Origin of the sequence: Pseudonocardia sp. DR1-2 (genome assembly GCF_023717215.1) — a bacterium.
Classification (GTDB): domain Bacteria; phylum Actinomycetota; class Actinomycetes; order Mycobacteriales; family Pseudonocardiaceae; genus Pseudonocardia; species Pseudonocardia alni.
This window is the reverse complement of record NZ_JAMQOF010000013.1, coordinates 17,419-44,010: the sequence shown is the minus strand read 5'-3', so window position 1 is coordinate 44,010 and position 26,592 is coordinate 17,419. Positions and strand designations below refer to the sequence as shown.

General features: G+C 74.0%; 26 protein-coding genes and 3 tRNA genes. 14 read left to right on the top strand and 15 right to left on the bottom strand.

Annotated elements, in window-relative coordinates; genetic code table 11:
• Positions 1–18: 18 nt before the first annotated feature.
• Positions 19–957 (top strand): hypothetical protein, encoded by a 939-nt coding sequence (locus ND486_RS27260; RefSeq protein ID WP_251787189.1) that lies wholly within the window; start codon positions 19–21, stop codon positions 955–957.
• Here ND486_RS27260 and ND486_RS27255 read toward each other — a convergent pair.
• The 6 genes from ND486_RS27255 to ND486_RS29985 all read right to left on the bottom strand — a co-directional run bounded on the left by ND486_RS27255 (position 941) and on the right by ND486_RS29985 (position 4,152).
• Positions 941–1,885 (bottom strand): MBL fold metallo-hydrolase, encoded by a 945-nt coding sequence (locus ND486_RS27255; protein WP_251787188.1) that lies wholly within the window; start codon positions 1,883–1,885, stop codon positions 941–943. The two genes, ND486_RS27260 and ND486_RS27255, sit on opposite strands and share 17 nt — an antisense overlap.
• Before the next feature lie 84 nt (positions 1,886–1,969).
• Positions 1,970–2,043: transfer RNA gene (locus ND486_RS27250), tRNA-Phe, on the bottom strand.
• Positions 2,044–2,079: 36 nt separating this feature from the next.
• A tRNA-Asp gene (locus ND486_RS27245) sits at positions 2,080–2,153 on the bottom strand.
• 40 nt (positions 2,154–2,193) lie between these two features.
• Positions 2,194–2,266, bottom strand: a tRNA-Glu gene (locus ND486_RS27240).
• A 120-nt stretch (positions 2,267–2,386) separates the two neighbouring features.
• Positions 2,387–2,605, bottom strand: a complete 219-nt coding sequence (locus ND486_RS27235) for a hypothetical protein (RefSeq protein ID WP_062399816.1) — start codon at positions 2,603–2,605, stop codon at positions 2,387–2,389.
• Positions 2,606–2,790: 185 nt separating this feature from the next.
• Positions 2,791–4,152, bottom strand: coding sequence for a GDSL-type esterase/lipase family protein (locus ND486_RS29985; protein ID WP_251787187.1), 1,362 nt, complete (start codon positions 4,150–4,152; stop codon positions 2,791–2,793).
• Between the two features lie 190 nt (positions 4,153–4,342).
• Here ND486_RS29985 and ND486_RS27225 point away from each other — a divergent pair, with 190 nt between their 5' ends.
• The 8 genes from ND486_RS27225 to ND486_RS27190 all read left to right on the top strand — a co-directional run bounded on the left by ND486_RS27225 (position 4,343) and on the right by ND486_RS27190 (position 12,187).
• Positions 4,343–6,232 (top strand): propionyl-CoA synthetase, encoded by a 1,890-nt coding sequence (locus tag ND486_RS27225; protein WP_251787186.1) that lies wholly within the window; start codon positions 4,343–4,345, stop codon positions 6,230–6,232.
• Positions 6,233–6,380: 148 nt separating this feature from the next.
• Positions 6,381–6,638, top strand: coding sequence for a hypothetical protein (locus ND486_RS27220; RefSeq protein ID WP_062399812.1), 258 nt, complete (start codon positions 6,381–6,383; stop codon positions 6,636–6,638).
• A gap of 95 nt (positions 6,639–6,733) precedes the next feature.
• A complete protein-coding gene (locus ND486_RS27215) occupies positions 6,734–6,925 on the top strand; it encodes a ferredoxin (RefSeq protein ID WP_062399810.1) in 192 nt (63 codons plus the stop codon).
• Positions 6,926–7,035: 110 nt separating this feature from the next.
• Positions 7,036–8,661 carry an acyl--CoA ligase family protein gene (locus ND486_RS27210; RefSeq protein WP_251787185.1) on the top strand — a complete coding sequence of 542 codons (1,626 nt, stop codon included), beginning with the start codon at positions 7,036–7,038 and terminating at the stop codon, positions 8,659–8,661.
• A 25-nt stretch (positions 8,662–8,686) separates the two neighbouring features.
• Positions 8,687–9,904: an MFS transporter gene (locus tag ND486_RS27205; protein WP_251787184.1), complete on the top strand. Its 1,218-nt coding sequence runs from the start codon at positions 8,687–8,689 to the stop codon at positions 9,902–9,904.
• A gap of 42 nt (positions 9,905–9,946) precedes the next feature.
• On the top strand, positions 9,947–10,918 hold the full coding sequence (locus ND486_RS27200) for an ATP-binding cassette domain-containing protein (RefSeq protein ID WP_251787183.1): 972 nt from the start codon (positions 9,947–9,949) through the stop codon (positions 10,916–10,918).
• Positions 10,915–11,733, top strand: coding sequence for an ABC transporter permease (locus ND486_RS27195; protein WP_374231907.1), 819 nt, complete (start codon positions 10,915–10,917; stop codon positions 11,731–11,733). Before ND486_RS27200 ends, ND486_RS27195 begins: the two co-directional genes overlap by 4 nt.
• Positions 11,734–11,800: 67 nt before the next feature.
• On the top strand, positions 11,801–12,187 hold the full coding sequence (locus tag ND486_RS27190; RefSeq protein ID WP_251787182.1) for a DUF1304 domain-containing protein: 387 nt from the start codon (positions 11,801–11,803) through the stop codon (positions 12,185–12,187).
• 137 nt (positions 12,188–12,324) lie between these two features.
• On the opposite strand, the gene ND486_RS29980 is transcribed toward ND486_RS27190, so the two are convergent.
• From ND486_RS29980 to ND486_RS27175, 3 genes are all read right to left on the bottom strand, one after another.
• A complete protein-coding gene (locus ND486_RS29980; RefSeq protein WP_251787181.1) occupies positions 12,325–13,365 on the bottom strand; it encodes an MmpS family transport accessory protein in 1,041 nt (346 codons plus the stop codon).
• Between the two features lie 105 nt (positions 13,366–13,470).
• Positions 13,471–14,286, bottom strand: a complete 816-nt coding sequence (locus tag ND486_RS27180; protein WP_251787180.1) for a DUF72 domain-containing protein — start codon at positions 14,284–14,286, stop codon at positions 13,471–13,473.
• Positions 14,283–15,044: an alpha/beta fold hydrolase gene (locus ND486_RS27175; RefSeq protein WP_251787179.1), complete on the bottom strand. Its 762-nt coding sequence runs from the start codon at positions 15,042–15,044 to the stop codon at positions 14,283–14,285. Before ND486_RS27175 ends, ND486_RS27180 begins: the two co-directional genes overlap by 4 nt.
• Before the next feature lie 135 nt (positions 15,045–15,179).
• On the opposite strand from ND486_RS27175, the gene ND486_RS27170 reads away from it, so the two are divergent.
• The gene (locus tag ND486_RS27170) at positions 15,180–16,010 is read left to right on the top strand and encodes a serine hydrolase domain-containing protein (protein WP_251787178.1); all 831 of its coding nucleotides are present in this window, start codon (positions 15,180–15,182) and stop codon (positions 16,008–16,010) included.
• Between the two features lie 7 nt (positions 16,011–16,017).
• On the opposite strand, the gene ND486_RS27165 is transcribed toward ND486_RS27170, so the two are convergent.
• The 4 genes from ND486_RS27165 to ND486_RS27150 are packed head-to-tail and all read right to left on the bottom strand — an operon-like array spanning position 16,018 to position 18,501.
• Entirely contained in the window at positions 16,018–16,266 is a 249-nt protein-coding gene (locus ND486_RS27165) for a hypothetical protein (RefSeq protein ID WP_208824544.1), read from the bottom strand.
• Positions 16,263–16,487 carry a non-oxidative hydroxyarylic acid decarboxylases subunit D gene (locus ND486_RS27160; protein ID WP_251787177.1) on the bottom strand — a complete coding sequence of 75 codons (225 nt, stop codon included), beginning with the start codon at positions 16,485–16,487 and terminating at the stop codon, positions 16,263–16,265. The genes ND486_RS27165 and ND486_RS27160 overlap by 4 nt, the downstream gene beginning before the upstream one ends.
• Positions 16,487–17,920: a non-oxidative hydroxyarylic acid decarboxylases subunit C gene (locus ND486_RS27155; protein ID WP_251787176.1), complete on the bottom strand. Its 1,434-nt coding sequence runs from the start codon at positions 17,918–17,920 to the stop codon at positions 16,487–16,489. The genes ND486_RS27160 and ND486_RS27155 overlap by 1 nt, the downstream gene beginning before the upstream one ends.
• Positions 17,920–18,501, bottom strand: a complete 582-nt coding sequence (locus ND486_RS27150; RefSeq protein ID WP_208824538.1) for a UbiX family flavin prenyltransferase — start codon at positions 18,499–18,501, stop codon at positions 17,920–17,922. The genes ND486_RS27155 and ND486_RS27150 overlap by 1 nt, the downstream gene beginning before the upstream one ends.
• 59 nt (positions 18,502–18,560) lie before the next feature.
• Here ND486_RS27150 and ND486_RS27145 point away from each other — a divergent pair, with 59 nt between their 5' ends.
• Positions 18,561–19,016 (top strand): MarR family winged helix-turn-helix transcriptional regulator, encoded by a 456-nt coding sequence (locus ND486_RS27145; RefSeq protein ID WP_251787175.1) that lies wholly within the window; start codon positions 18,561–18,563, stop codon positions 19,014–19,016.
• A gap of 435 nt (positions 19,017–19,451) precedes the next feature.
• Here the strand turns inward: ND486_RS27145 and ND486_RS27140 are convergent, their stop codons facing one another.
• Positions 19,452–19,811 carry a hypothetical protein gene (locus tag ND486_RS27140; protein ID WP_251787257.1) on the bottom strand — a complete coding sequence of 120 codons (360 nt, stop codon included), beginning with the start codon at positions 19,809–19,811 and terminating at the stop codon, positions 19,452–19,454.
• Here ND486_RS27140 and hrpA point away from each other — a divergent pair.
• The 3 genes from hrpA to ND486_RS27125 all read left to right on the top strand — a co-directional run bounded on the left by hrpA (position 19,734) and on the right by ND486_RS27125 (position 25,332).
• Entirely contained in the window at positions 19,734–23,633 is a 3,900-nt protein-coding gene (hrpA, locus tag ND486_RS27135; protein WP_251787253.1) for an ATP-dependent RNA helicase HrpA, read from the top strand. The genes ND486_RS27140 and hrpA overlap by 78 nt on opposite strands.
• A gap of 36 nt (positions 23,634–23,669) precedes the next feature.
• Positions 23,670–24,059, top strand: a complete 390-nt coding sequence (locus tag ND486_RS27130; protein ID WP_251787174.1) for a VOC family protein — start codon at positions 23,670–23,672, stop codon at positions 24,057–24,059.
• Positions 24,060–24,129: 70 nt separating this feature from the next.
• Positions 24,130–25,332, top strand: a complete 1,203-nt coding sequence (locus ND486_RS27125; RefSeq protein WP_178374737.1) for an acyl-CoA dehydrogenase family protein — start codon at positions 24,130–24,132, stop codon at positions 25,330–25,332.
• Between the two features lie 15 nt (positions 25,333–25,347).
• Here ND486_RS27125 and ND486_RS27120 read toward each other — a convergent pair whose 3' ends face one another.
• Complete coding sequence (locus tag ND486_RS27120; RefSeq protein ID WP_251787173.1) at positions 25,348–26,583, bottom strand: oxygenase MpaB family protein; 1,236 nt, start codon at positions 26,581–26,583, stop codon at positions 25,348–25,350.
• Positions 26,584–26,592: the final 9 nt, after the last annotated feature.

Genomic DNA, 26,592 nt, shown 5'->3' with positions numbered 1-26,592 from the left:
GATAGTTACAGTATCCACATGCGGAACATCCTCGCGTGGCACCGTCCGTTGATGGTCGTCGGTCTCGCCTGCGCCGCGGCCGTCCCGCTCGGCCTGCTGGGCACCCTCGTCGACCCGCGCGAGGTGCTCGGCGCGCCGGTGTGGCTCAAGCCCACCAAGTTCGCCGTCTCCATCGCGATCTTCTGCGTGACCTGGGCCTGGCTGTACGACCAGCTGCGCTCCCGGCGCGGCCGGACCCGTGGCGCGTACCTCGCGGGCACGGTCGCGGCGGTGGCCCTGGTGGTGGAGATGGTCGTCATCGCCGTCCAGGCCGGGCGGGGCACGACCAGCCACTTCAACTACACCTCCCGGCTCGACGCGGGCCTGTGGAGCACCATGGGGATCTCGATCGTCCTCGTCTGGCTGGCGACGTCGTGGGTCGCCGCCGGGCTGTTCGCGGTGCGCGACCTCGACCCCGCCCGCACGGTCGCGATCCGCGCCGGCGCGGTGCTCGCGCTGGCCGGGATGGCGCTCGGCTTCCTGATGACGTCACCGACCCCGGACCAGCTCGCCGACTTCCGCGGGATCGCCGGGGCGCACACCGTCGGCCTCCCCGACGGCGGCCCGGGCATGCCGCTGGTCGGGTGGAGCACGCTGGGCGGCGACCTGCGCGTCCCGCACTTCGTCGGGATGCACGCGCTGCAGCTGCTGCCACTGCTGCTGATCGTGTTCGAGCTGGCCGCAGGGCGGGTGGCACGGCTGGCCGACCCACGGGTGCGTCGCGACCTGATGACGACGGCCGCCGCCGGCTACACCGGCGTGCTCGCCCTGCTGACCTGGCAGGCACTGCGCGGACAGCCGCTCGTCGAGCCGGACACGCCCACCGTCGCCGCGGCCGGGGTGCTGACGGTCCTGGTGGTGGCCGGCGCCGTCGTCGCGCTGCGGGAGCGGCGACCGGTGCTCACGCCAGGCAGGTGAGCGGGCGCCCGCCGTTGTACTCGACCATCTCGGCGAGCGCGACCGTGCTGTCGATCGGGGCGCCGCGCTCGGCGCCGTCGAGCTCGGCGTAGGCGCGGTGCAGGTTCCCGACGATGCGCTCGGCGTCCGGCCAGTCGCCGAACCGGCCGAGGTTGGTGTCGCGGGCGGCCTCCAGCGGGCGGATGCCGGCGTCGCGGGCGCGCTCGGCCAGGTCGAGGACGAACCGCAGGTAGTCGACCGTGTCCCGGAGCGGCCCGTCGCCCCGGAACACCGGCCCGTGGCCGGGCACCGTCGTCGCGGCCCCGAGCGGGAGCACCACCTGCTCCAGGACGTCGATCGCGCCGGTCACCGAGCCCATCAGCAGGAACGGCGTGCCGCCGTTGAACACCAGGTCCCCGCAGTAGAGGACCGACCGGTCGGGTACGTGCACGACGACGTCGTTGGTGGTGTGGGCGGGCGTCCCGACGTGGAGGACATCGGCCCGCAGGTCCCCCAGGTGCAGCGCGATGCGGTCGGTGAAGGTGAGGAACGGCGGGTCCAGCGGGAGCGAGCCCCAGTCGCCGTGGTCCCAGAACGGCAGGTCCCGGGGCGGGCCGAAGGCGATCATCTCCGCACGTGCCCGCTCGTGCGCGACGACCGTCGCACCGGAGAACAGGGCGTTGCCCCAGGTGTGGTCGCCGTGGTGGTGGGTGTTGACCAGCGTGCGGACCGGCCGGTCGGTGACCTCGCCGATCGCGGCCGCGAAGGCCCGGGTCCGGCGCTCGGTGGAACAGGAGTCGACGGCGACGGCCCCCTGCGGCCCGACGAGCAGGCCCGCGTTGTTGATCCACCAGGTGCCGTCCGGCTGGACGTAGGCGAAGAGCCCGTCGGAGACCTCCTCCAGCCGGGGCGGGCCGGGGACGGTGATGTCGTGCGGGTGGGAGCTCATCGGCCGATCGTGACCGAACCGACCCCGGAACGCACGAGAGCCGGTCGGTGGCTACCGACCGGCTCTGCGGGGGGATCAGGACTGTGGCCAGGGGCGGGGTCGAACCGCCGACCTTCCGCTTTTCAGGCGGACGCTCGTACCAACTGAGCTACCTGGCCCCGGCCTCCGGTGAACCGGAGATCCAGAGAGTGGAGCGACCCAGACGGGACTCGAACCCGCGACCTTCGCCGTGACAGGGCGACGCGCTAACCAACTGCGCCACTGGGCCTTGCTCTCGCGAGACGCATCGTATCCGATGTGTCTCGCGGTACCCCCAACGGGATTCGAACCCGCGCTGCCGCCTTGAAAGGGCGGAGTCCTAGGCCGCTAGACGATGGGGGCTGGGACCAGGCCCGGGGGCCTCGACCTTCCCTCAACGGCTGTCCGTTGGGAGTGAGGAAACCTTACGACACCGCTCCGAGGGGCCCTGCAACCACCCCCCGGTTCCGGCGTCGCCGCAGGTCAGCGAGCCACGGGTGGCGGCTGTTCCGGGTTGCCGGAGATCAGCCCCAGCATGTCGAGCAGCTCGCGCAGATCCTCGGAGTCGTCCGAGTTCCGGGCGACGACGAGCCGGGCGCGCTGCACCTGGTCGTCGGAGACCTTGAAGGCGTCGGCCGCGTTCCGCGGCGCCGGAATGGAACTGGTGTCGTCGTCGATGCCGCGCTTCGCGCCGATGGTCACGAGGCCTCCCCGTAGGCCGCCAGGACCTGCTCCGGGCCCGTCCGTGGGACGCGCCGCGTGCCGGTGTCCGTCGGTACCGCCACGTGCTGTGGCCGTGACCAAGACGTTACCCATCGTGCGGGGACCCCGCACGCCCCTTCCCGGGTGACGGCCGGTCACCCAGCGCTGTGCGGGACGGGTGCGGCTCAGCGATCCGGCGAGACCCGGCAGGGGCTGCCGGACAGCTCCCCGACCGGCACGGATGCCGCCAGCGCCCGGTACCCGGCGGGCGACGGGTGGAGCCCGTCGCCGGAGTCCAGATCCGGACGGAGCCGGTGCGGGTCACCCGGGTCGCCCAGTGCGGCGGCCGCATCGATCACCCCGTCGGCCCAGCGACGACCGTCCGAACGGAGCCAGCCGTTCACCTCGTCCCGGGCCGCGACGGCCGTCGGGGTGGCGCGACCGCCACTGGCCGACGGCGGGATGGTGGTGAGGAACACGCGCAGCCCCGCGGCGCGGGCCCGCTGGGCGAAGCCCTGCAGCCCGGCGACGAGGTCACCGGCGGCCGCGCCGGCGGCGAGGTCGTTGGTGCCGACGAGCAGCACCACGTCGCGCACGCCGGGGACGGCGGCCACGTCGTCGTCCCAGCGGGTCGGCGGCGCGTCACCGCCGGCCGGCGGGTCGTCCTGCAGCAGCTGGTTGCGCGACAGTCCCGCGTTCAGCACGGTCATCGGCCGGTCGCCGCCCGCCGCGGCCAGCCGGGCGGCGAGCTGGTCGGGGAAGCGGTCGTCGCCGCCGGGGGTGGAGCCCACGCCGTCGACGAGGGAGTCCCCGATCACGAGGACGGCGCCGTCCGGGCGGGCCGCCAGGACCTCCAGACCGGTCAGCACCGGCCAGGACTGCAGGGTCGTGTCGAAGCCCGCCGCGTCCGGGGCCGCGGTGCGGTCCCCCGGCCCGGACAGCCACGCGGTGCGCATCGCGACCGGGTGCGAGCCGATCGTGCGCGGCACCTCGGCCAGGAACAGGCTCACCGTCAGCGGCACGCCCGCCGCGGCGGCGACCGGTGCGGGATCGGTCAGCACCTCGGCACCCGCCGGGATGTCGGCCACGGGGGCCCCGCCGACGGTCAGCGGGACCGGCCGGGTCACCGCGGCTCCCGGGCCGGTGGCGCCGACGGTCATCGCCGCGATCCGCAGCGGCCCGTCGCCGTGCCGGTTGGACAGCCGCAGCCGCAGCTCCTCCCCCGCCGCGCCGGGCCGCACCACCATCCGCAGCGTCCGGCCGGCGAGGCTGTCGCCGGGGACGGCCTGCTGCGCGGCGTGCCAGGCGGCCGTCCAGCCGGGGGTGCACGTCGTCGCCGCGGCCGCCGCCGGGACGACCGACGGGACCGGGGCACAGCCCGCGGCCACGAACCCGGCGAGCAGCGTCCCGAGCACCGCCGCACCGGCGGCACCCCGCCTGCCACGCCACCGGACCGCACCGTCGTCGGGCCGCACCGGCACCGCCTCCCGTCCGTGGGCCCGCCCGCGGATCGGACGGGTCCCCCACGCGCTGTGTCGGGCCGTCACCCGATCACGTTACGGATCCGCCCGGTCACACTGCGACGATCGGCGCATCGTCGTCGACGAACGGCCCGTCCCTCCGGAGCGGTCCGCCCACGAGAGGGCTGCGCGCTGTCGGTGTCACCTCCTAGGGTCGTCGGCGACACGAGGGGCGGCCACCGTGGGCCGCCGGGATCGCCAGGGGAAGAGGACGACGGTGACCGCCTACGAGGAGATCTTCCGTTCCAGCGTGGACGACCGTGAGGGCTTCTGGCTCCGCGCGGCCGACGGGATCGACTGGGACGTCGCCCCGACCCGCGCGCTCGACGAGTCGAACCCGCCGTTCTACCGCTGGTTCCCCGACGGCGAGCTGAACGTCGCGTACAACGCGCTCGACCGGCACGTCGACGCCGGGAACGGCGACCGCACGGCCCTGGTGTACGACTCGCCGGTCACCGGGTCGCGGCGCTCCTACACCTATGCGGAGCTGCGCGACGAGGTCGCGCTGTTCGCGGGCGTGCTGCGCGACCAGGGCATCGGCCACGGCGACCGGGTCGTCGTCTACATGCCGATGGTCCCCGAGGCCGCGATCGCGATGCTCGCCTGCGCCCGCCTCGGCGCCGTCCACTCGGTGGTCTTCGGCGGGTTCGCCGCCAAGGAGCTCGCCGTCCGGATCGACGACGCCGGGCCCAAGGTCGTCGTCTCGGCGTCCTGCGGCATCGAGGGCAAGCGCGTCATCGAGTACAAGCCGCTGCTCGACCGGGCGATCGAGCTGTCGGACCGCAAGCCCACGTCCACGGTGATCCTGCAGCGCGAGCAGGCCACCGCGCAGCTGGGCCCGACCGACGTCGACTGGGCCGAGGCCGTCGCCCACGCCACGCCGGCCGACCCGGTCCCGGTGAAGGCCACCGACCCGCTCTACGTGCTCTACACCTCCGGCACCACCGGCAAGCCGAAGGGCGTGGTGCGCGACTCGGGCGGCTACGCCGTCGCCCTGGCCTGGTCGATGCCCAACATCTACGACGTCGGCCCCGGCGAGACGATCTTCACCGCGTCCGACGTCGGCTGGGTCGTCGGCCACTCCTACATCGTCTACGCGCCGCTGCTGGCCGGAGCGACGACCGTGCTCTACGAGGGCAAGCCCGTCGGCACGCCGGACGCCGGACAGTTCTGGCGGGTCGTCCAGGAGAACGGGGTGAAGTCCGTCTTCACCGCGCCCACGGCGTTCCGGGCGATCAAGAAGGAGGACCCGGAGGGCACGTTCCTCGGGCAGTACGACGTGTCCTCGCTGAAGTACCTCTTCCTCGCCGGCGAGCGCCTCGACCCCGAGACCCACCGCTGGGCCTCGGATCTGCTCGGCATCCCCGTCATCGACCACTGGTGGCAGACCGAGACCGGCTGGCCGATCGCAGCCAACCCGGCGGGCATCGAGCTGCTGGAGATCAAGCCCGGCTCACCGACCCGTGCCATGCCCGGCTGGGACGTCCAGGTCCTCGACGAGCGGGGCGACCCGGCCGAGCCCGGAGTCGACGGCGCGATCGTGGCGAAGCTGCCGCTGCCACCCGGTGCGTTCCCGACCCTGTGGAACGACGACGAGCGCTACGTCAGCTCCTACATGTCGGCGTTCGAGGGCTACTACCTCACCGGCGACGGCGGGCACCTCGACGCCGACGGCTACGTCTTCGTCATGGGCCGCACCGACGACGTCATCAACGTCGCGGGCCACCGTCTGTCCACCGGCGGGATGGAGGAGGTCCTGGCCTCGCACCCGGACGTCGCGGAGTGCGCGGTGATCGGCGTCGCGGACACCATGAAGGGGCAGGTCCCGCGCGGTTTCGTGGTGCTGAAGTCCGGCGTCGACAGCGACGCCGAGGGCTACGAGGACGGGCTGCGCGCCGAGCTCGTGCAGATGGTGCGCGACCAGATCGGCGCGGTCGCCTCCCTCAAGGACGTCGCGATCGTCCCGGCCCTGCCCAAGACCCGTTCCGGCAAGATCCTCCGCAAGACCATGCGCGGGATCGCCGACGGCGCCGAGGAGCCGGTGCCCTCCACCATCGACGACGCGTCGGTGCTGGACACGCTGCGTCCGGTGCTGCGGAGGGAGTGAGCGCCCTCCATCGGGTGGTCCGGATGCGCCCCGCTTGACCCGGATCACCCGATGGCGGTAACGGCGGACGGCCGCGACCCGATGGTTGGTCGACGGCCGCTGCCGCTCCCCGGCATCCCCCGCGCGGTCGTCGACGTGGAGGTGTGCCGTGGACCCGGCGCGACTGCGACTCGCGGCACTGGCCGCCCCGGTGGCGCTCGGCGCCCTGCTCGGCGTGGCCGCGATGCTCGAACCCGACGAGGTGCGCCTGCCCTCGGTCGGCAGCATCCCGGTGACCACCCGGGCGACGACCGCGCTCCTCACCGGGGTGCCGCACACCACCCCGCCGCCGACGCCCGTGCAGGCCCGCGCGAACCTCGCGCCGCAGCCGTTGCCGACCGCCGCCCAGACCCGCGACAGCCGCTGACCTGCGGCCTTCCCGAGCGAGGAAGGGAAGCATAACCGCAGGTCAGGGAGCCCTCAGTCCTGCGGCGTCGGCACGGCGGGGGCACCATGGATGCCATGAAGGTCATCGTGGATTTCGACCGCTGCGAGAGCAACGCGGTCTGCATGGGTGTCGCGCCGGAGGTCTTCGAGGTGCGCGACGACGACTACCTCTACATCCTCGACGAGAACCCGGCCGAGTCGCTGCGGCCGAAGGTCGAGGAGGCGGCACGGAGCTGCCCCAAGGCCGCCATCACGATCGAGGGCTGAGCCCCGGCGGTCGGGGGGCGCCGGGGGGCTCGGCCGGCGCGGGTTGCCGGGTGCTCCTCGCGGCGAGCAGGATCGCGGCGACGAGTGCACCGCCTGCGAAGGAGCCGACCGTGACACAGGGCGCGACGACCGACGTCTGGACCACCCCGCTCACCCCGCTGGCCTTCCTGGGCCGCTCGGCCGAGGTGTTCGCGGAGTCCACGGCGATCGTCTACGGCGACCGCAGGCACACCTACGCCGAGTTCGCGGCGGAGGCGACCCGGGTGGCGAACGCCCTCGCCGCGTCGGGCGTCGAGCCCGGTGACCGGGTCGCCTACCTGCTGCCGAACGTCCCGGAGATGCTCGTCGCGCACTTCGCGGTGCCGCTGGCGGGCGCGGTCCTGGTCGCGATCAACACACGGCTGTCGACCGAGGAGGTCCGCTACATCCTGGACCACTCGGCGGCCACGGTGCTGGTCGTCGACGCCGTCCTGTACGAGACGGTCCGCCCGGTCGCCGACGAGCTGGCCACGGTCCGCGAGATCGTCACCGTCGTCGACCCGGCGGCGCCCGGTGACGGCGTCGGCTCCGGGACGAGCTACGCCGACCTGCTCGCCCGCGGCTCGGACGACCCGCGGTCCTGGGCCGTCGACGACGAGCGGGCCACCATCACGATCAACTACACCTCGGGGACGACCGGCAACCCGAAGGGCGTCGAGTACCACCACCGCGGTGCGTACCTGAACTCCTTCGGCGAGATCGTCCACTCCGGGCACACCGCGGACAGCGTCTACCTGTGGACGCTGCCGATGTTCCACTGCAACGGGTGGTGCACCCCGTGGGCCGTGACGGCCATCGGCGGCACCCACGTCTGCCTGCGCGAGGTCCGCGGCGACACCATCTGGCGGCTGATCGGCGAGCACGGCGTCACCCACCTCAACGGCGCCCCGACCGTCGTCACGACGATCATGAACTCACCCGAGGCCGTCACCCTGGACTACCGGCTGACGATCACGACGGCCGGCGCGCCGCCGTCGCCGACGACCATCCTGCAGATGGAGCGGATGGGGTTCCGCATCGTGCACGTGTACGGCCTCACCGAGACCTACGGGCCGTACGCGGTGAACCAGTACCAGCACGCCTGGGACGACCTCGACGGCGAGGAACGGGCCCGGCTCCAGGCCCGCCAGGGGGTCGGCATGGTGTGCGCGGACCGGGTCCGGGTGGTCGACGAGGAGATGGCCGACGTCCCCCGCGACGGCGCCACGATGGGCGAGATCGTGATGCGCGGGAACAACGTCATGAAGGGCTACCACCGCGACGAGGAGAAAACCGCGGAGGCGTTCCGGGGCGGCTGGTTCCACTCCGGCGACCTGGGCGTCGTGCACCCCGACGGCTACGTCGAGCTGCGCGACCGGGCCAAGGACGTGGTCATCTCCGGCGGCGAGAACATCTCCACCGTCGAGGTCGAGCAGGCGATCGTCTCGCACGACGCGGTGCTGGAGGCCGCCGTCGTCGGGGTGCCGGACGAGAAGTGGGGCGAGGTCTGCAAGGCCTTCGCCGTGCTCAAGCCGGGCCGCTCCGCCGAGCCGCAGGAGCTGATCGACCACGTGAAGACGAGGATCGCCCGCTACAAGGCACCCAAGTACGTCGAGGTCGTCGACGAGCTGCCCAAGACCTCCACCGGCAAGGTCCAGAAGTTCGAGCTCCGCGAGAAGGAGTGGGCCGGCCGCGGGGACTCGCGCATCCAGGGTTGACGCATATCGGTTAGCGTTGCTGAACGTGAGCATCGCAACCGAACCGGGCACGACGGACACCGCGTCGCCGTCCGCCTTCCGCGTCGCGACCGGCGCGGTGGTCGTGACGACGGCGTCGGTGCTCCCGGTGTTCCTCACCGGTGCCCTGTCGGTGCAGCTCTCGCGCGACCTGGCCTTCGACCCGTCCGGGCTGGGGCTGGTCGTCGCGCTGTACTTCGGGGTCAGCGCGCTGTGCTCGCTGCCGGTCGGCATGGTCGTCGAGCGGGTGGGATCACGGGTGACCAGCCGGATCGCCGTCGTCGGGGCGGCGGTGCTGATGGCGGCCCTGGCGCTGGGCGCGCGGTCCTACGTCGCGCTCGTCGTCCTGCTGCTCTGCGGCGCCTGGTGCAACGTGATGGGCCAGCTGTCGTCGAACCTGACGCTCGCGCGCTCGGTGCCCGCACACCGGATGGGGCTGTCCTTCGGGGTGAAGCAGGCCGCGATCCCGGCGGCGACGCTGCTGGCCGGGCTGGCCGTCCCCGCGGTGGCGCTGACCGTGGGCTGGCGCTGGGCGTACGGGATCGGCGCGCTGCTGGCGCTGGCGGCACTGTCCGCGTGCCCGCGCACCGACGCCCGCCCGGCGGCCCGCACGGGGTCCGGCGACCGGGCGACGGCCGCGCTCGCGGTGATCGGCGCCGCCTCCGGGCTCGCGGCCGGGACCGCGACCGCGCTCGGCATCTTCCTGGTCGCCTCGGCGGTGGACCGCGGGATCGACCCCGGTCTGGCCGGGCTGATGCTGACCCTCGGCAGCGTGGTGGGGCTGTCGGTGCGGATGCTGCACGGGTGGCTGGCCGATATGCGCTCGGGCGGCCACGTCGCCGTCGTCGCGGCGAGTCTCGCCGCGGGCGCCGGCGGGTTCCTGCTGCTCGCCGTGCCCGGGACGCCGGCGCTGGTCGTCGGGGTGGTGCTGGCGTTCGGGCTGGGCTGGGCGTGGCCGGGTCTGCTGCAGTTCGCCGTGGTGCGGCTCAACCCGTCCGCCCCGGCCGCGGCGACGTCGATCGTGCAGGTCGGTGTCTACGCCGGCGGTTTCGCCGGACCGATCGTCTTCGGCTCGCTCGCCACCCACGCGGGCTTCCCGACCGCGTGGACGGTCAACGCCGTCGTGATGCTGGTGTCGGCGGCGTTGATGCTGGTCGGGCGCCGGATGCTGCTCGCCCACGCGCGCCGCCGGGCCGAATCAGGACGCAGGTTGTCAGGGTCGTAGGGCACAGTGGCCCCGCTCGCACCTTCCGAGGGGGACAACACGATGCCGGACGCGATCCGCGCCACGGGACTGGTCAAGACCTACGGTTCGCTCCGCGCGCTCGACGGGGTCGACCTGTCGGTGCCGGAGGGGACGGTGCTCGGCCTGCTGGGCCCGAACGGCGCCGGGAAGACCACGGTCGTCCGGGTGCTGACCACACTGCTGACACCGGACGCGGGCGCGGCCACCGTGGCCGGCGTCGACGTGCTGGCCGACCCGGCAGGCGTCCGCCGCCGGATCGGTCTGTCCGGGCAGTACGCCGCGGTCGACGAGTACCTGACCGGCTTCGAGAACCTGGAGATGGTCGGGCGGCTCTACCACCTGGGTCGGCGCCGGGCCCGGGACCGGGCCCGTGAGCTGCTGGCCGACTTCGGCCTGACCGACGCCGCGGACCGTCCGGCCCGGACCTACTCCGGCGGGATGCGCCGCCGGCTCGACCTGGCCGGGGCGCTCGTCGCCGACCCGCCGGTGCTGCTGCTCGACGAGCCGACCACCGGGCTGGACCCGCGCAGCCGCAACGACCTGTGGGACGTGATCCGCGGTCTCGTCGCGCGCGGGACGACGCTGCTGCTCACCACCCAGTACCTGGAGGAGGCCGACGCGCTGGCCGACGAGATCGTGGTCATCGATCACGGCCGGGTCATCGCCCGCGGCACCGCGGACGAGCTCAAGTCGCAGGTCGGCGGGGAGCGCCTGGAGGTCACGACCAGCCTGGCCGACGACCTGGAGCCCACCTCCGCACTGCTCGCCTCGCTCGGCGTGGGTGAGGCCGTGCTGGACCGGCACCGCCGCTCCCTGACGATGCCGGTCAGCGGCGGGGTCGAGGTGCTGCGCGCCGCGCTGGACCGGCTCGCCGAGGCCGGCACCAAGGTCGACGACGCGGGGCTGCGCCGCCCGACGCTCGACGACGTCTTCCTCACCCTGACCGGGCGCCCCGCCGACGAGGCGGACCAGGCCGAGGAGCCGACCCCGTGAACGCCGCCGCCACCATGCTCGCCGACGCCTCCGTCGTCGCGAAGCGCAACCTGATCAAGATCAAGCGGGTCCCGGACCTGCTGGTCTTCACCACCCTGTCCCCGATCATGTTCGTGCTGCTGTTCGCCTACGTCTTCGGCGGCGCGATCGACCCGGCCGGCGGCGGGGCCGGGTACCGCGAGTTCCTGATGGCCGGGATCTTCGCCCAGACCGTCATCTTCGGGGCCACGAACACCGGCGCCGGGCTCGCCGAGGACGTCAAGAAGGGCATCATCGAGCGGTTCCGCTCGCTGCCGATGTCGTCGTCGGCGGTGCTGACCGGCCGGACCCTGTCCGACGTGGTGAACAACCTGATCGTGCTGGTCGTGATGTCGCTGACCGGGCTGCTGGTCGGCTGGCGCATCCACACCTCGGTCGGCGAGGCGTTCGCCGGGTTCGCGGTGCTGATCGTGTTCGCCTACGCGTTCTCGTGGGTGATGGCATTCGTCGGGCTGCTGGTGCCGAGCCCGGAGGTCGTGAACAACGCGTCGTTCATCGTGATCTTCCCGGTGACGTTCCTGGCGAACACCTTCGTGCCGCTGAACTCGCTGCCCGGCCCGCTGCGGGTGTTCGCCGAGTGGAACCCGGTCTCGGCGGTCACCGCGGCCGCACGGACCCTGTTCGGCAACGACGGCGCGATCCCCGCGTCGGCGTCCGCCTCGGACGCCTGGCCGTTGCAGCACCCGGTGCTCTACGTGCTGATCTGGTCGGTCGTGATCGTCGCGGTGTTCGCGCCGCTGGCGAGCCGGCAGTACCGGCGGGCAGCGAGCCGCTGACCCCGCCGTCGCCGGTCCCACTACGGTCCCCCTGCGGCGGAACGGTTCCGCCGCGGAGGGGGCCGTCGTGATCGTCGCCGGGCTGGTGCTGACCGGGATCGGGGCGCTGATCCACGTCTACATCTTCGTGCTGGAGTCGCTGCTCTGGACCACCGACCGGGCCCGTGCGACCTTCGGTACGGACCGCGCGGAGGCGGAGCAGACCCGGACGCTGGCGTTCAACCAGGGCTTCTACAACCTGTTCCTCGCCGTCGCCGTGCTGCTCGGGACCGTGGTGTTCGCGACGGGCGCCCGCGGCATCGGCGCGACGCTGGTGTTCACCGGGGCGGGCTCGATGGTCGCCGCCGGTCTGGTGCTGCTGCTGTCGGACCCGTCGAAGCGGCGGCCGGCGTCGATCCAGCTGGGGCCGCCGCTGCTGGGCGTGCTGGCCCTCGCGGTGGGGCTGGCGGCCTGACCCCGGACGTGGGGAGGCCCTCCCCGGGCGTCCCCGGGGAGGGCCTCGTCGTCCGTCGGGACGCTCGTCGTGCGTGACCACTCCAGCGACTGCGCGGGCGCGTCGCTGTGGAGCGTCCCGGCGTACGGCTGGGTGGGTCAGCTGCCGCTGCAGCTCACGACCGCGTAGGGACCCGAGCTGGTCGAGGAGGTGATCTCCTCGCCGTTGCGCAGGATGCGGCAGGTGATCTCGCCGTTCCCGCCGGACCCGGACTGGGCCACCAGCGACAGCGGCTGGAAGGTGAGGACGCCGGAGTCGAAGGTGACGTCCTTCGTCCACGGCAGCGAGGTCCCGTTGACCTGCTCCATCCCCATCTTGTCGTCCTTGACGTAGGTGATGTTCCCGGCGGTGCCGGACCCGGTGACCTCGTAGGTGATCACGTCGCCACCGGCGGCCGCGGGCGCCGACGCGACGGCGTCGGACTCGGGCGCGGACACGGCCGGGGCCGCGGCCGGCACGGTCGTCGGCAGGCCCGACACCGCGGCGGCGACCATCGAGGCGTAGGCGATGCAGATGACCAGCCCGATCGCCGAGAGCACGGTGCCCGCGATCGCGACGCCGCGGTTGTCCGCCCGGCCCCTGCTCGCCCGGACGACACCGAGCACACCGAACAGCAGGCCCAGCAACACCAGCGGCCAGGCGATCATCCCGATGATCGGGATGAAGGAGAACAGCAGGCCCAGGATCCCGAGCACCAGCGCGGTGACGCCGAACCCGTTGCGCGGGGCGACGGCGGGGACGGCCGGGGCCGCGGTGCGCTGCTGCGGGACACCGCCGCGCCGGGCCGCGCTCGGCCAGGGCTGGGCGCCGGTGGCGGCCGGGGCCTGCTGCTGCGGGCCGCGGGCCTGCTGCGGGACCCCGCCCGGGTTGGTGCGGCCGAAGGGCGGCCCGCCGAAGGGGACCTCGGGGTGGCCGTCGTAGTAGGGGTTCGGGTTCCCGCCGGAGTGCTGCGGCCGGGGCTGGTGGTGCGGCGCCCAGCCCTGCGGCGCGGCACCGCGCGGGTCCTGCGCGTACTGCTGCTGGTGGCGGCCGGGGCCCTGAATGCCCGGGTACTGCTGCGGGACCCGGTGCGGGCCGGACTGCTGCTGCGGCGGGCCGGAGAGGTCCGGGGCGCCGTGGCGGTTCTGCGGAGTGGTCACGTCACGGCTGTCGCGGCGACGGCGGCCGGCGTATCAGGCTGCCCGTCCTTATCAACAAATGTGAGGACAGGTCCGTTCAGCCGTGCCGACGGTCGGCCGAACAGGTCAGCCGAGGCGGTCGATCAGGGCCAGCGCGTCGGTCGGTGCGTGGACCTTCGCGTCGTTGTCGAAGTAGCAGACGACGTCGTGCCCGGCGTCGCGCCAGCCGCGGATGCGCTCCGCCCAGCCGTCGAGGGCCTCGGCGGTGTAGCCGCCGGTGTAGAGCTCCCCCTGGCCGTGCAGGCGCAGGTAGACGAGGTCGGCGGTGACCTCGTCGAACACCGGCCAGGTGCCCGCGGAGTCCGACAGCACCAGGGCGACGCCGTGCTCGCGCAGCAGCGCGGTGAACGCGGGGTCGCGGAACGACTCGTGCCGGGGCTCGACCGCGTGGCGCAGCGGGCGGTCGGTGTCGGTCTCGACGAGCGCGCGCCCGTCGAGACGGTCGTCGTGGCCGGTCGCGGCGCGGGCTGCCGCCGCCGTCGTCGTCGGCAGCAGGGTCAGGAACTCCGCGACCCGGTCGGCGTCGAACCGCATCCGCGGCGGGAGCTGCCACAGCACCGGCCCGAGCGCCGGGCCGAGGCCGAGCACCCCGGAGGCGAGGAAGTTCGCGACCGGCACCGCGACGTCGCGCAGCTGCTTGAGGTGCGTCACGAACCGCGGGCCCTTCACCGCGAACACGAAACCGGCGGGGACCTGCGCGGCCCAGGCGCGGTAGCTCTCCGGGCGCTGCAACGCGTAGAACGACCCGTTGATCTCGATCGAGGTGACCTGCCGGGACAGGTACTCCAGCTCGCGGCGCTGGACCAGCCCGGGCGGGTAGAACGTGCCGCGCCACGGTGGGTAGCGCCACCCCGACGTGCCGACGAGCACGGTTCCGCTCACGTGCCGCCGACCAGCCCGCGCAGCGCGGCCGCGGCGGCGACCGGGTGCGTGACGGGCCCGTCGTGGCCGCCGGGCAGCTCGACGAGCCCACGCCCGAGCCGGGATGCGAGCACCTCGGCGCAGCGGTGCTCCCAGCGCCCGCGCGACTCGAGCCCACCGGTGGGGACGACCCGGACCCCGCTCGCGGTGACGTCGTCGGGGTCGATGCGGACGGCCCGCACCGCGGGGACGTCGTGGAGCAGGAACCGGCGCAGCGCGGGCTCCGGGTCCCCGGACGGCGGTTCCGGCCGGTAGCCGGGCTCGACGGGGTCCTCGCCCGAGGTCAGCGCGGTCAGGAGCCGGAGCGCCCCGCCCAGGTCGTCGCGCGCCGCGAGCTCCTCGACCCGGTCCAGGCCCGCCTCGTGGTCCGGGTCGCGGACGAGGCCGGGCAGCGGTGGCTCGTGCGCCACCAGCGTCGTGACCAGGTCCGGGTGGCGGACGGCGAGCAGCAGGCCGATCACCGCGCCGACGCCCACCCCCACGACGGCGGACGGCCCGGTGTCGGCCAGCAGTGCGGCGGCGTCGTCGGCGTGCGCGGCCGGCCCGACCGGGTCCGGCCCGGCCGGGCTGCGGCCGACGCCGCGCCGGTCGTAGGTGAGGACCCGGTGGGTGACGGCGAGCTCGCCGACGAGCATCCGGGCCGCACCGGCCTCGGCCGCTCCGCCCTGGACCAGCAGCAGCGGCGGCCCCGACCCGGTGGTCTCGTGGTGCAGCGGCACGGTGCCCTCCCTCGCGGTGCGCGGCCGGGTGCGGGACCCGGCGGACGCGGTACGGGCCCGATCATCGCCCGGGCGGCCGCGGTCCCGCCCGTTTGCCAGGATGGACGGCATGCGCACCCGACCGCACCTCCCGTCGTGACCGAGCTCGCCCCGGCGGTGCGCCGGGTCCTGGACTGGCCGGTCGACCACGTGGGCGCGGCCGTCGTCGCCGCCGACGGCACCGTGCTCGCCACCGCGGGCGACACCGACCGCGAGTTCGGTCTGGCCTCGGTGACCAAGCTGCTCTCGGCCTACGCCGCGCTGGTCGCCGTGGAGGAGGGCGCCGTCGACTGGGACGACGCGGCCGGCCCGGAGGGCGCGACCGTGCGCCACCTGATCGCGCACACCTCAGGTCTGGCGTTCGACACTGACGACGTCCGCGCCGCCCCCGGTGAGCAGCGGATCTACTCCAACACCGGGTTCGCGGTGCTCGCCGGCGCCATCGCCGAGGCGACCGGCATCGGGTTCGCCGAGTACCTGCACGAGGCCGTCTGCGCCCCGCTCGGGATGACGCACACCCGGCTGGAGGGCTCGGCGGGCGCGGGCGCGGTGTCCACCGTCGACGACCTGGCCCGCTTCGCCGCCGAGCTGCAGGCCCCGCAGCTGCTCGACCCGCGCACCGTCGCCGAGGCGACGACCGTCACCCACCCCGGGCTCGACGGCCTGCTCCCCGGGTACGGACGGCAGCGGCCGAACGACTGGGGCCTGGGCTTCGAGATCCGCGACGGCAAGTCCCCGCACTGGACCGGGGAGCACTCGTCGCCGCGGACCTTCGGCCACTTCGGCCAGTCCGGCACGTTCCTGTGGGTCGACCCGGACGTGCGCGCCGCCGCCGTCGTGCTGACCGACCGCGACTTCGGGCCGTGGGCGGTCCAGGCGTGGACGCCGTGGACCGACGGGGTGCTCGCGGCGCTCGGGGCCGGCTGAGGACGGGTCAGGGGCCGACCCGGTCGAAGCCCCAGGAGTGCGGCGGCCGGGCCAGCAGCTCGCCGGGCGGCTCGGGCAGCGTCGTGCCGGCCGGCACCCCGACCGCGATGACGACGACCCGCCCGCCGTCGGCGACGAACAGCTCGTGGCGCTCGGCGCCGGCCAGCGCGACGGCGGCCCGCTCGCGCACGTGGGCGAGGAGCTCGTCGCGCCGGCCGTCGGCGGCGCGGGCCTCCCACATCAACGTCGGGGTCACGCCCGGCGCTCCGGGACGGTCGGCACGTCGACCGCGGCGGCCACGTCCTGCTCGGTGACCCGGAACCGGGCCGGGTAGTGCGCGGCGTCGCGGACGGCGGGCGGCTCGGTGTCGCGCCAGACGAAGCCGCACAGGCTGCAGCGGTGCACGGTCCACACGCCCGGGACCGGGGAGGTCGCGAGCACGGCGGCGCCGTCGGTGGAGCAGCGGGGACAGGTCATCAGAGGTTCTCCTTCCGGTCGCCGGCGACGAGGCGGCCGAGGCGCTCGACCCAGGCCGCGGTGTCGTCGGGCGGCACGACACCCTGGGAGTAGTGCCCGCGGTCGTCCGGGGCGGTCGGGGTGGTGGCGTCGATGATCAGCTTGTGGGTGATGCCGACCGGGTCGGACCCGGGGTCCAGCGGCAGCACCGGCATGTCGGGCAGGGTCACCAGGTCGTGCGCGGGGTGCATCTTGGTCGACAGCGCCCACATGACCTGGGGCAGGTCGAAGGGGTCCACGGTGTCGTCGACGCAGATCACGACCTTGCAGTAGCCGAGGCCGTGCGGGGTGGTCATGGTCCGCATCCCGACGGCCTTGGCGAAGCCCCCGTAGCGGTTGCGGACCGAGACGATCGCGAGCAGGCCGTGGGTGTACATGGCGTTGACCGCGCGCACCTCGGGGAACTCGGCCTGCAGCTGCTTGAGCAGCGGGACGCAGGTGTTCGGCCCGATGAGGTAGTCGCACTCGGTCCACGGCATGCCGATGTAGAGGTGCTCGAAGTAGGGCGTGGTCCGGTAGGACACCCGGTCGATGCGGATCTGCGGCATCCGGCGGCCGCCGGAGTAGTGCCCGGTGAACTCGCCGAACGGGCCCTCGAAGTGCCGCTCGCGGCCCAGGACGACGCCCTCCAGCAGGATCTCGCAGCCCCACGGGACGTCGAGCCCGGTCTCCGGACCGGTGGCGATCGGGCAGGGCGAGCCGCGCAGGGCGCCCGCCATCTCGTACTCGCTGTCGGCGTAGGCGATCGGCATGCCCGCGACCAGGGGGATCGTCGGCTCGTTGCCGAGCGCGATCGCGACCGGCAGGTCCTCGCCGCGCTCCTCGGCGCGGCGCAGCTGCAGCGCGATGTCGTGCTGCGGGACGGGCTGCAGACCGAGCGTGCGCGGCCCCTGGACCTCCATCCGGTAGATGCCCAGGTTCTGCTTGCCGAAGGACTCCGGGTCGTCGGGGTCGCGGCTGACGACGGCGGCCTTGTCGATGTAGAAGCCGCCGTCGCCGGCGTTGATGCGGAACAGCGGCAGCAGCGAGAACAGGTCGACCGCCTCGCCGGCGACGGTGTTCTCCGCGAACGGCGGGTCGGAGCGCCGCTCGACCGGGACCGGGAAGGCGTCCCAGCGACGGCCGAACTCCTCGACCTGCTCGCGCACCGGGGTCTCCGGCGGCAGCCCGAGCGCGACGGCGTGGTTGGCCCAGGAGCCGTGCGCGTTGAGCACGATGTTCGGGTCGCGGAACCCGGCGACGTCGGTGAACAGCAGCGCGGGGGCGCGGTCGCCGAGCTTCGGGGCGGCGGCACCGGCGGCGCCGAGGTCGGGCTCGGCCTTCACCTCGTCGTCGATGCGCAGGAGCTGGCCGTGCCGCTCGAGCTCGGCCAGGTAGTCGCGGAAGGTGTCCATCAGGCGCTCCTCCTCTGTCGGGCGGACCCGCCGGTCCAGCGGCGGGCCCGCGGGGCGGGCAGGTCGAACTGGTCGCAGATGCGGGCGACGACGTGGTCCACGACGTCGTCCACCGCGGCCGGGTGGTTGTAGAAGGCGGGCATCGGCGGGACGATCCGCACCCCGGTGCGGCGCAGGGCCAGCATGTTCTCGAGGTGGATCTCCGACAGCGGGGTCTCCCGCGGCACGAGGACCAGCTTCCGGTCCTCCTTGATCGTGACGTCCGCGGCACGGGCCACGAGTCCGTCGGCGATGCCGTGCCGGATCTGCGCGAGGGTCTTCATCGAGCAGGGGACGACGACCATCCCGTCCGTGCGGAACGAGCCGGACGAGATCGAGGCCGCCTGGTCCCCGAACGGGTGCGCGGTCCCGGCCAGCGCCTCGACCTCGGGCACCGTCCAGCCGGTCTCCTCGACGATCGTCGCCCGCGCCCACTTCGAGAGCACGAGGTGCGTGTCGACCTCGGCGTCGCGCAGCGCCTCCAGCAGGCGGATCCCGAGGATCGCGCCGGTCGCGCCGGTGATTCCCACGACGAGTCGCACCGGACCATCTCCCAACTAGTTCGTATACTAACTGTTTGCACACGCACTATACTCGCGGCATGACCGATCGCAACCCGGGTGCCGACGAGGCGGTCGTCCACCTGCTCCGCCGGGTCCTGCAGTCCCACACCGCGGCCTGGCAGCAGCGCGTCCCGCAGCTGACCAAGCCGCAGTACGCGATGCTCGACGCGCTGCGCCGGCGCCCCGGGATCGACCAGGTCACGCTCGGATCGCTCGCCGCGACCGACAAGGGCACCACCACCGAGCTGCTGCGCCGGATGGAACGCCACGGCTGGCTGACCCGCTCGCGTTCCGAGACCGACCAGCGACGACGGCTGGTCCACCTCACCGACGAGGGCGAACGCCTGGCCACCGGGGCCGCGACCGAGGCCCGTGCGCTGGCCGCGGAGTTCCTCGCCCCGCTCGACGAGGCCGAGCGGGCCCGGTTGCGCGACCTGCTGGCCCGGCTCGCCGAGACGGGGTCCGACGCCGTTCCCGAGGGGGACGGGAGCTGAGCCGGAAACCGTCGCGCGGGGAGGGAATGATCCGGGACCCCCGCCCGTTGGAACGACTGTCCGAGCCGGGCGAACCGAGTCCCCGGGCCGCAACAGACAACCGCCGCCGTGGAGTTCCGTTCGGCTGGAGCCGCGGTGCGCCACTCGCCGCGAGGCGACCGGCGTCCGGTTCGGACCCCATACCGCCGATTCCCGAAACCCATTCGACGACGCCTGCGAGGCCGGTCACCATGGTCGGCGCACGCCCGGTCCCGGGCGAGCAGGCAGACTGAACGAACGATGTCCAGCGAACCCGTCCCGTCTCCGACCTCCGCACAGCCGTCGTCGCACGACCGTCCGCGCCGACCCCGCCGCCGTCCCGGCGCACGGGGCGACCACCAGGCGCGCGGCGGGAGCTCCGGCACCCCGCAGGACACACCTCCACACGAGAACACCTCATCGGACCTCGCCGCAGCGCAGGCCGCCCCCGGGACGGAGGGCGCCGCGCGCGGCGTCCCGGCCCGCGATCAGCAGCGCCGCCGTGCATCGACGCAGCGCCGCCGCGGGCCTCGGGGTCGGCGCGCTGCCGTCACGGCGCCCGGCCCCGACCAGCCCGGCCGTCGCGGCCCCGACCGCGACGGCCGCGACTCCGCCGAGCCGCTCCCCCCGCTCGGCGACGCCGAGCTCACCTCCCTGCGGGAGCGCCTCGACGCGCTCGGACCGGCCGAGGCCGAGCGGCTGCGCGGCCGGCTGGACCGGGCCCGCGACGGACGTGCCCAGCAGCGGGTCGCCGACGCCGTCGCGAAGGCCGAGCACCGCGTGGAACGGCGCCGCGCCGCGCTGCCGCGGATCTCCTACCCCGCGACGCTGCCGGTCTCCGCACGCCGCGAGGAGATCGCCGACGCGATCCGTGACAACCAGGTCGTGATCGTCGCCGGGGAGACCGGATCCGGGAAGACGACGCAGCTGCCGAAGATCTGCCTCGAACTGGGCCGCGGTGTGCACGGGATGATCGGGCACACCCAGCCGCGGCGGCTCGCCGCGCGCACCGTCGCCACCCGGATCGCCGAGGAACTGGGCGTCGAGCTCGGCGGGGCGGTCGGCTGGAAGGTCCGGTTCACCGACGCCGTCGGCGACTCGACCATGGTCAAGCTGATGACCGACGGCATCCTGCTGGCCGAGCTGGCCGGCGACAAGGACCTGCTGGCCTACGACACGCTGATCATCGACGAGGCGCACGAGCGCAGCCTCAACATCGACTTCATCCTCGGGTACCTGACCCGGCTGCTCCCCCGCCGTCCGGACCTCAAGGTCGTCATCACCTCGGCGACGATCGACCCGGAGCGCTTCGCCCGGCACTTCGGCGCGGCCACCGACGGCGGTGACCCGACCCCGGCCCCGATCGTCGAGGTCTCGGGGCGCACGTTCCCGGTCGAGGTGCGCTACCGCCCCGTCGTCGACCCGGACGACCCCGACGCCGATCCCGACCGGCAGCTGGACGACGCGATCGGCGACGCCGTCGTCGAGCTCCAGCGCGAGGGCCCGGGCGACGTGCTGGTGTTCCTGCCCGGCGAGCGCGAGATCCGCGAGGCCACCGAGGCCCTGGAGCGGCGCAACCTGCGGAACACCGAGATCCTGCCGCTCTACGCCCGGCTGTCGACGGCCGAGCAGCAGCGTGTCTGGGCGCCGCACGCGGGCAACCGGGTGGTGCTGGCCACCAACGTCGCCGAGACCTCGCTGACCGTGCCCGGCGTCCGCTACGTCGTGGACACCGGCACCGCGCGCATCTCGCGCTACTCGCGCCGGCTCAAGGTGCAGCGGCTGCCGATCGAGAAGATCTCCCAGGCCTCGGCGAACCAGCGGTCCGGGCGCTGCGGCCGTACCTCCGACGGCATCGCGATCCGGCTGTACGCCGAGGACGACTTCGACGCCCGCCCCGAGTTCACCGACCCGGAGATCCTGCGGACCAACCTGGCGTCGGTCGTCCTGCAGATGATCGCGCTGGACCTGGGCGAGATCTCGGAGTTCCCGTTCGTCGAGCCGCCGGACCGGCGTGCCGTCGCCGACGGTCTGGACCTGCTGCACGAGCTCGGCGCGCTGCGCCCGGACCGGCGCTCGCTGACCGCGGTCGGACAGTCGCTGGCGCGGCTGCCGGTGGACCCGCGGCTGGGCCGGATGCTCGTGGAGGCGCACCGCAACGGCTGTCTGCGCGAGGTGCTGGTCATCGCCGCCGCGCTGAGCGTGCAGGACCCGCGCGAGCGGCCCACCGAGCAGCGCCAGGCCGCCGACGACAAGCACCGCCGCTTCGGTGAGGACGGCTCGGACTTCCTGGCCTACCTGCGGCTGTGGGACCACCTGAACGCCCGCCGCGACGAGCTGTCGGGCAGCCGGTTCCGCCGCGAGCTGCGTGAGGACTTCCTGCACTACCTGCGGGTGCGCGAGTGGTGGGACCTGCACGGCCAGCTCCGCCAGGCCGCCCGCAGCTCCGGCATGGATCTGAACGACCACGACCCCGAGTGGCCGCGGCACGCCGACCGGATCCACCAGTCCGTCCTGGCCGGGCTGCTGTCGCAGGTCGGTATGCAGGACCCTCTCTCCGAGAAGGCCACGGGGAAGCGCAGAGGGGACGGTGGAGACGGGAAGAAGGAGCGGAAGGGCCCGAAGGACTACCTCGGCGCCCGCGGCGCGAAGTTCGCGATCTGGCCCGGCTCGGGACTGGCGCGCAAGCCCCCGCGCTGGGTGATGGCCGCCGAACTCGTCGAGACGACGAGATTGTGGGCGCGGACCGTCGCACCGGTCCAGCCGGACTGGATCGAGCCCCTCGCCGGACATCTCGTCAAGAAGACGTATTCGGAACCGCGCTGGTCACGCACGCGCGCGTCCGCCGTCGCGACCGAACGGGTCACGCTGCACGGGCTGCCGCTGGTGGCCGACCGCAGCGTCGCCTACGGCCGGATCGACGCCGAGGTGAGCCGCGACCTGTTCCTGCGGCACGCCCTCGTCGAGGGCGACTGGGAGACCCGGCACCCGTTCTTCCACGCCAACCGGGAGCTGCTCGACAGCGTCGAGGAGCTCGAGCACCGGGCGCGGCGTCGCGATCTGGTCGTCGACGAGGACACCCTGTTCGCCTTCTACGACGAGCGGGTCCCCGCCGACGTCGTCTCCGGTGCGCACTTCGACCGGTGGTGGAAGAAGGAGTCGAGGCGGGCCCCGGACCGGCTGACCTACACCGAGGAGATGCTCGCGACCGAGGCCGCGAAGCAGGTCGACCGCGCCCACTACCCCGACCACGTCGAGGCGGGCGGGCTGACCCTGCCGCTGTCCTACGCGTTCGAGCCCGGCCATCACGAGGACGGCGTGACCGTCGACGTTCCGGTGGCGGCACTGAACCAGGTCGACCCGACGCCGTTCACCTGGCAGGTGCCCGGGCTGCGCGAGGAGCTCGTCACCGCGCTGATCCGGACGCTGCCGCGGAACCTGCGGCGCAACTTCTCCCCCGCCCCGGACCACGCGAAGGCGGTGCTGGCCCGGCTGCGCGGCGAGACCGGCCGGCGTCCGCTGCTGGACGTCCTGGAGGACGAGCTCGGCCGGATGCGCGACGTGCACATCCGGCGTGAGGACTGGGAGCTGGAGCGGCTGCCCGAGCACCTGACGGTGACCTTCCGGGTGCTCGACGAGTCCGGCGCCGAGCTGGCCCGCGACACCGACCTGGACCGGCTGCGCCGCGCCCTCGCCCCGAAGGTCCGCGAGGAGCTGGCCGCCGCGGGCAGCGACGTCGAGGCGACCGGGCTGACGTCGTGGACGATCGGCGACCTCCCCCGGGAGCTGCCGATCCGGCGTGGCGCGCACACGGTCACCGGCTACCCGGGCCTGCGCGACCGCGGCACGAGCGCCGACGTCCGGGTGTACGCGACGGCGCCCGAGCGCGACCCCGCCCACCACCGCGGCGCCCGGCGGCTCCTGCTCCTCAACACCACCCACCCGGGGAAGCAGGTGCAGCGCGGCCTGGACAACCGGGCGCGGCTGGCCCTGTCGCGCAACCCGCACGGCTCGCTCGACGCCCTGCTCGACGACTGCACCACCGCCGCGGCCGACCACCTGATGGCCCGGGGCGGCGGCGACCCGTTCGACGAGGCGCAGTACGCCCGGCTCGCTGAGCTGCTGCGGATGCGGCTGCCGTCGACGACGTTGCAGGTCCTCGACGCCGTACGCGGCGTGCTGGAGGTCTGGCACCGGGTCGGTGCGGCGCTGGCGGACCTGCGCGGCCCCGCCACCCGCGACGGCGTCGCCGACGTGACGGCGGTCGTGGGCCGGCTGACCGCGCCGGGCTTCGTCACCGCCGCCGGGGCGACCCGGCTCGGCGACGTGAAGCGCTACCTGCAGGGCTGCGAGCTGCGGCTGGAGAAGCTGCGCGCCGACCCCGCCCGCGACGCCCGGTGGACCGCCGAGATCGCACCGGTCGAGGCGGAGTACCGCGGGCTGCTGGCCGCCCTGCCCGAGCACACGCCGCCGTCGGCCGCGCTGCGCGAGATCGGGTGGATGGTCGAGGAGCTGCGCATCTCGCTGTACGCGCACCCGATGAAGACCCGCCATCCGGTGTCGGTGCAGCGGATCGAGCGGGCGATCGACGCGCTCTGAGGCGTGACTGTCGGGGGTCGCAGGCACACTGCCCCCATGACCGATGCACCCGTTGCCAGGTTCGCACTGTTCGCGCTCGACTGCCCGGACCCGCTGGAGCTCGCCCGGTTCTACTCCGCGATCACCGGCTGGCCGGTCACGGGGCCCACCGACAGCGACCCCGACTGGGTCGAGCTGGACGCGGGCGGGGCGGGCGCCACCCTGGCGTTCCAGCAGATCTCCGAGGGGGAGTTCACCCCGCCGGAGTGGCCGGGGCAGGTGCGGCCGCAGCGCGGGCACATCGACTTCGACGTGCCCGACCTCGACGCCGGGGAGGCCGCGGTGCTGGCGCTCGGGGCCACCAGGCACGAGGTCCAGCCCGCACCGGAGAGCTTCCGGGTCTTCCTCGACCCGATCGGTCACCCGTTCTGCCTGGTGCGGGCCTGAGTTCCGCCCGGCGGAACCCCGGTGATTCTGTGAGGATCAGGTCTCCGTCGACGGCGAGGGGCCCGCGATCATGACCGCACCGACCACTCCGTACACCGAGCTGGGCGAGGCCCTGGGCACCGACTTCTTCTCGGTGCGCGACCAGTTCACCGACGAGCAGTGGCAGCGCTTCGCCGACACCCGCAAGTTCGTCGACACCGAGGTCCTCCCCGGCATCAACGACTACTGGGAGCGCGCGGAGCTGCCCTGGCACCTGTTCCGGCGCCTGCCCGAGCTCGGGATCGTCGGCGAGGACATCCAGGGCTACGGGGCGGCCGGGATGAGCCCGCTCGCGCTCGGCCTCGTGCACATGGAACTGCACCGCGGCGACGGCTCGCTCGGCACGTTCCTCGGGGTGCACGCGGGCCTGGCGATGAAGGCGATCGCGATGTGCGGCTCGGAGGAGCAGCGGCAACGCTGGCTGCCGTCGATGTCCACCATGGACAAGTTGGGCGCGTTCGCGCTCACCGAGCCGATGCACGGTTCGGACTCGGTCGCGCTGGAGACCACCGCGACCCGCGACGGCGACCACTGGGTGCTGCGCGGGTCGAAGCGCTGGATCGGCAACGGCAGCGTCGCGGACCTGGTGGTCGTGTGGGCGCGCGACACCGACTCCGGCGAGGTGCTCGGGTTCGTCGTCGAGACCCCAGCGGAGGGCTACGAGGCCACCGTCATCCCGGGCAAGGTGTCGCTGCGGGCGCTCTGGCAGGCCGACATCGAGCTGGACGGGGTCCGGGTACCGGAGGAGAACCGGCTGGCCGAGGCGCGGACCTTCGCCGACTGCGCCGCGGTGCTGGCCACCACCCGGGGCACCTGCGCCTGGATGGCGCTGGGCCACGCGACCGCCGGCTACGACGCCGCCCTGCGCTACGCGCTGGAGCGCGAGCAGTTCGGCAAGCCGCTGGCGAGCTTCCAGATCGTGCAGCAGCGGCTCGTCGCGATGCTCGCCGACCTGACCGGCATGCAGCTCTACTGCATGCAGTCCGCCCGGCTCGCCGAGGTGGGCAAGCTGTCGCCGACCGTCGCGGGGCTGGCGAAGATGCACAACACCCGGACCGCCCGCAAGATCCTCTCCGAGGCGCGGGACCTGCTCGGCGGCAACGGGATCCTGCTGGAGCACCACGTCGTGCGGCACTGGGCCGACATCGAGGCCATCCACACCTTCGAGGGCACCGAGACGATCCAGACCCTCATCGTGGGCCGGGACGTGACCGGGATCAGCGCGTTCACCTGATCCCGGCGGGCGGGGTCAGGCGGCCAGGTCGCGGGGGCCGGGCGTCTCGCGGCCGAAGCGACGGGCCAGGTCGGCCTCGACGCGGCGGTCCGAGCGGCGCTCCAGCCACCGCCGCCCCCGTGCGGTCCGCGCGACGAGCAGCGACTCGACCAGGTTGCGCAGCACCTGCGACGGCCACATCCACGCCGCGGTCACCGGCAGGTCCAGGTCGCGCAGGCCCTCGGCGCGCAGGAACACCCGCAGCAGCGACAGCAGCCGTCGTCGCTCCCAGGCGCCGCGGAGCCGGTCGGCGGGGCCACCGGTCCGCTCGCTGCGCAGCCCCTCGACGAGCGCGCCCGCGAGCAGCGGGCCTGCCGGGGTGACGTCGCCCTGGGCCAGCACGATGTGGTGGTTGAACGCGTTCTGGGCGCGCTCGGTGTCGAACAGCCAGTCGTCGTCGACGCCCATCAGCCACCCGACGTAGCGCCACAGGTGCATGATCGCGTCGCCGTCGGCGCGCGGGACGTGCCGTCCGAGCAGGCGGCAGCCGAGGATCGCGGTGCTGTTGAACAGCCCGAGCGTGGCCGCGGCGTCGGCCTGGTTGATCGGCAGCCCGTGGCCGGCAACGTCGTAGCGGTCGCCCCGCTCGAACCGCTCCGCGACGAGGGCGTGCATGGCGCGCACGTGCAGCGTCGCCGCCCAGCCCGCACCGCCGGGCACCATCCCGCCGGGACGGCTGACGGCGAACGCCCACGCCTGGGTCTCACCGAGGCGGCGCATCGCGCCGGCGCCGGTGAGCCCACCGGTGCGGACGAGCAGCTCGGTGGGGCCGCCGTAGCGGTAGCCGCCGATCAGCGAGAGTCCCAGCAGCACGTCGTCGCGGCTGCGGCCGAGCCTGCGGTAGGCGCGGGCGCCGCGTTCGAGCAGGTCCCGGTCGAGCCAGTCCGGGTCCGGGGTGACCGCGGCGAGGAAGTCCCGCAGCGCGGGCGGGGCGTCGGCCGGCGCGGCGCCCGCGGCCAGCGCGGTGTGCAACGCCCGCATGGTCACACGGCCGTTCCCGGCGCGGCCCGCGTCGTCGCGGTCGCGTCCCATCGCGCGGGCCAGCGCGGCGCCGGTCTCGTCGCGGGTGAGCATCCGGCGGCCGATCTCGGCGAGCAGCGCGGGGTCGGGGTCGCGGACCCCGGCGACCAGGCCGAGCGGACGGGCGATCCGCGCCGCGCGCTCGGGCGCACTGCGGAAGCGTCGCGGGGCGACGGGCGGCTCTGCCAGCATGGACCGATG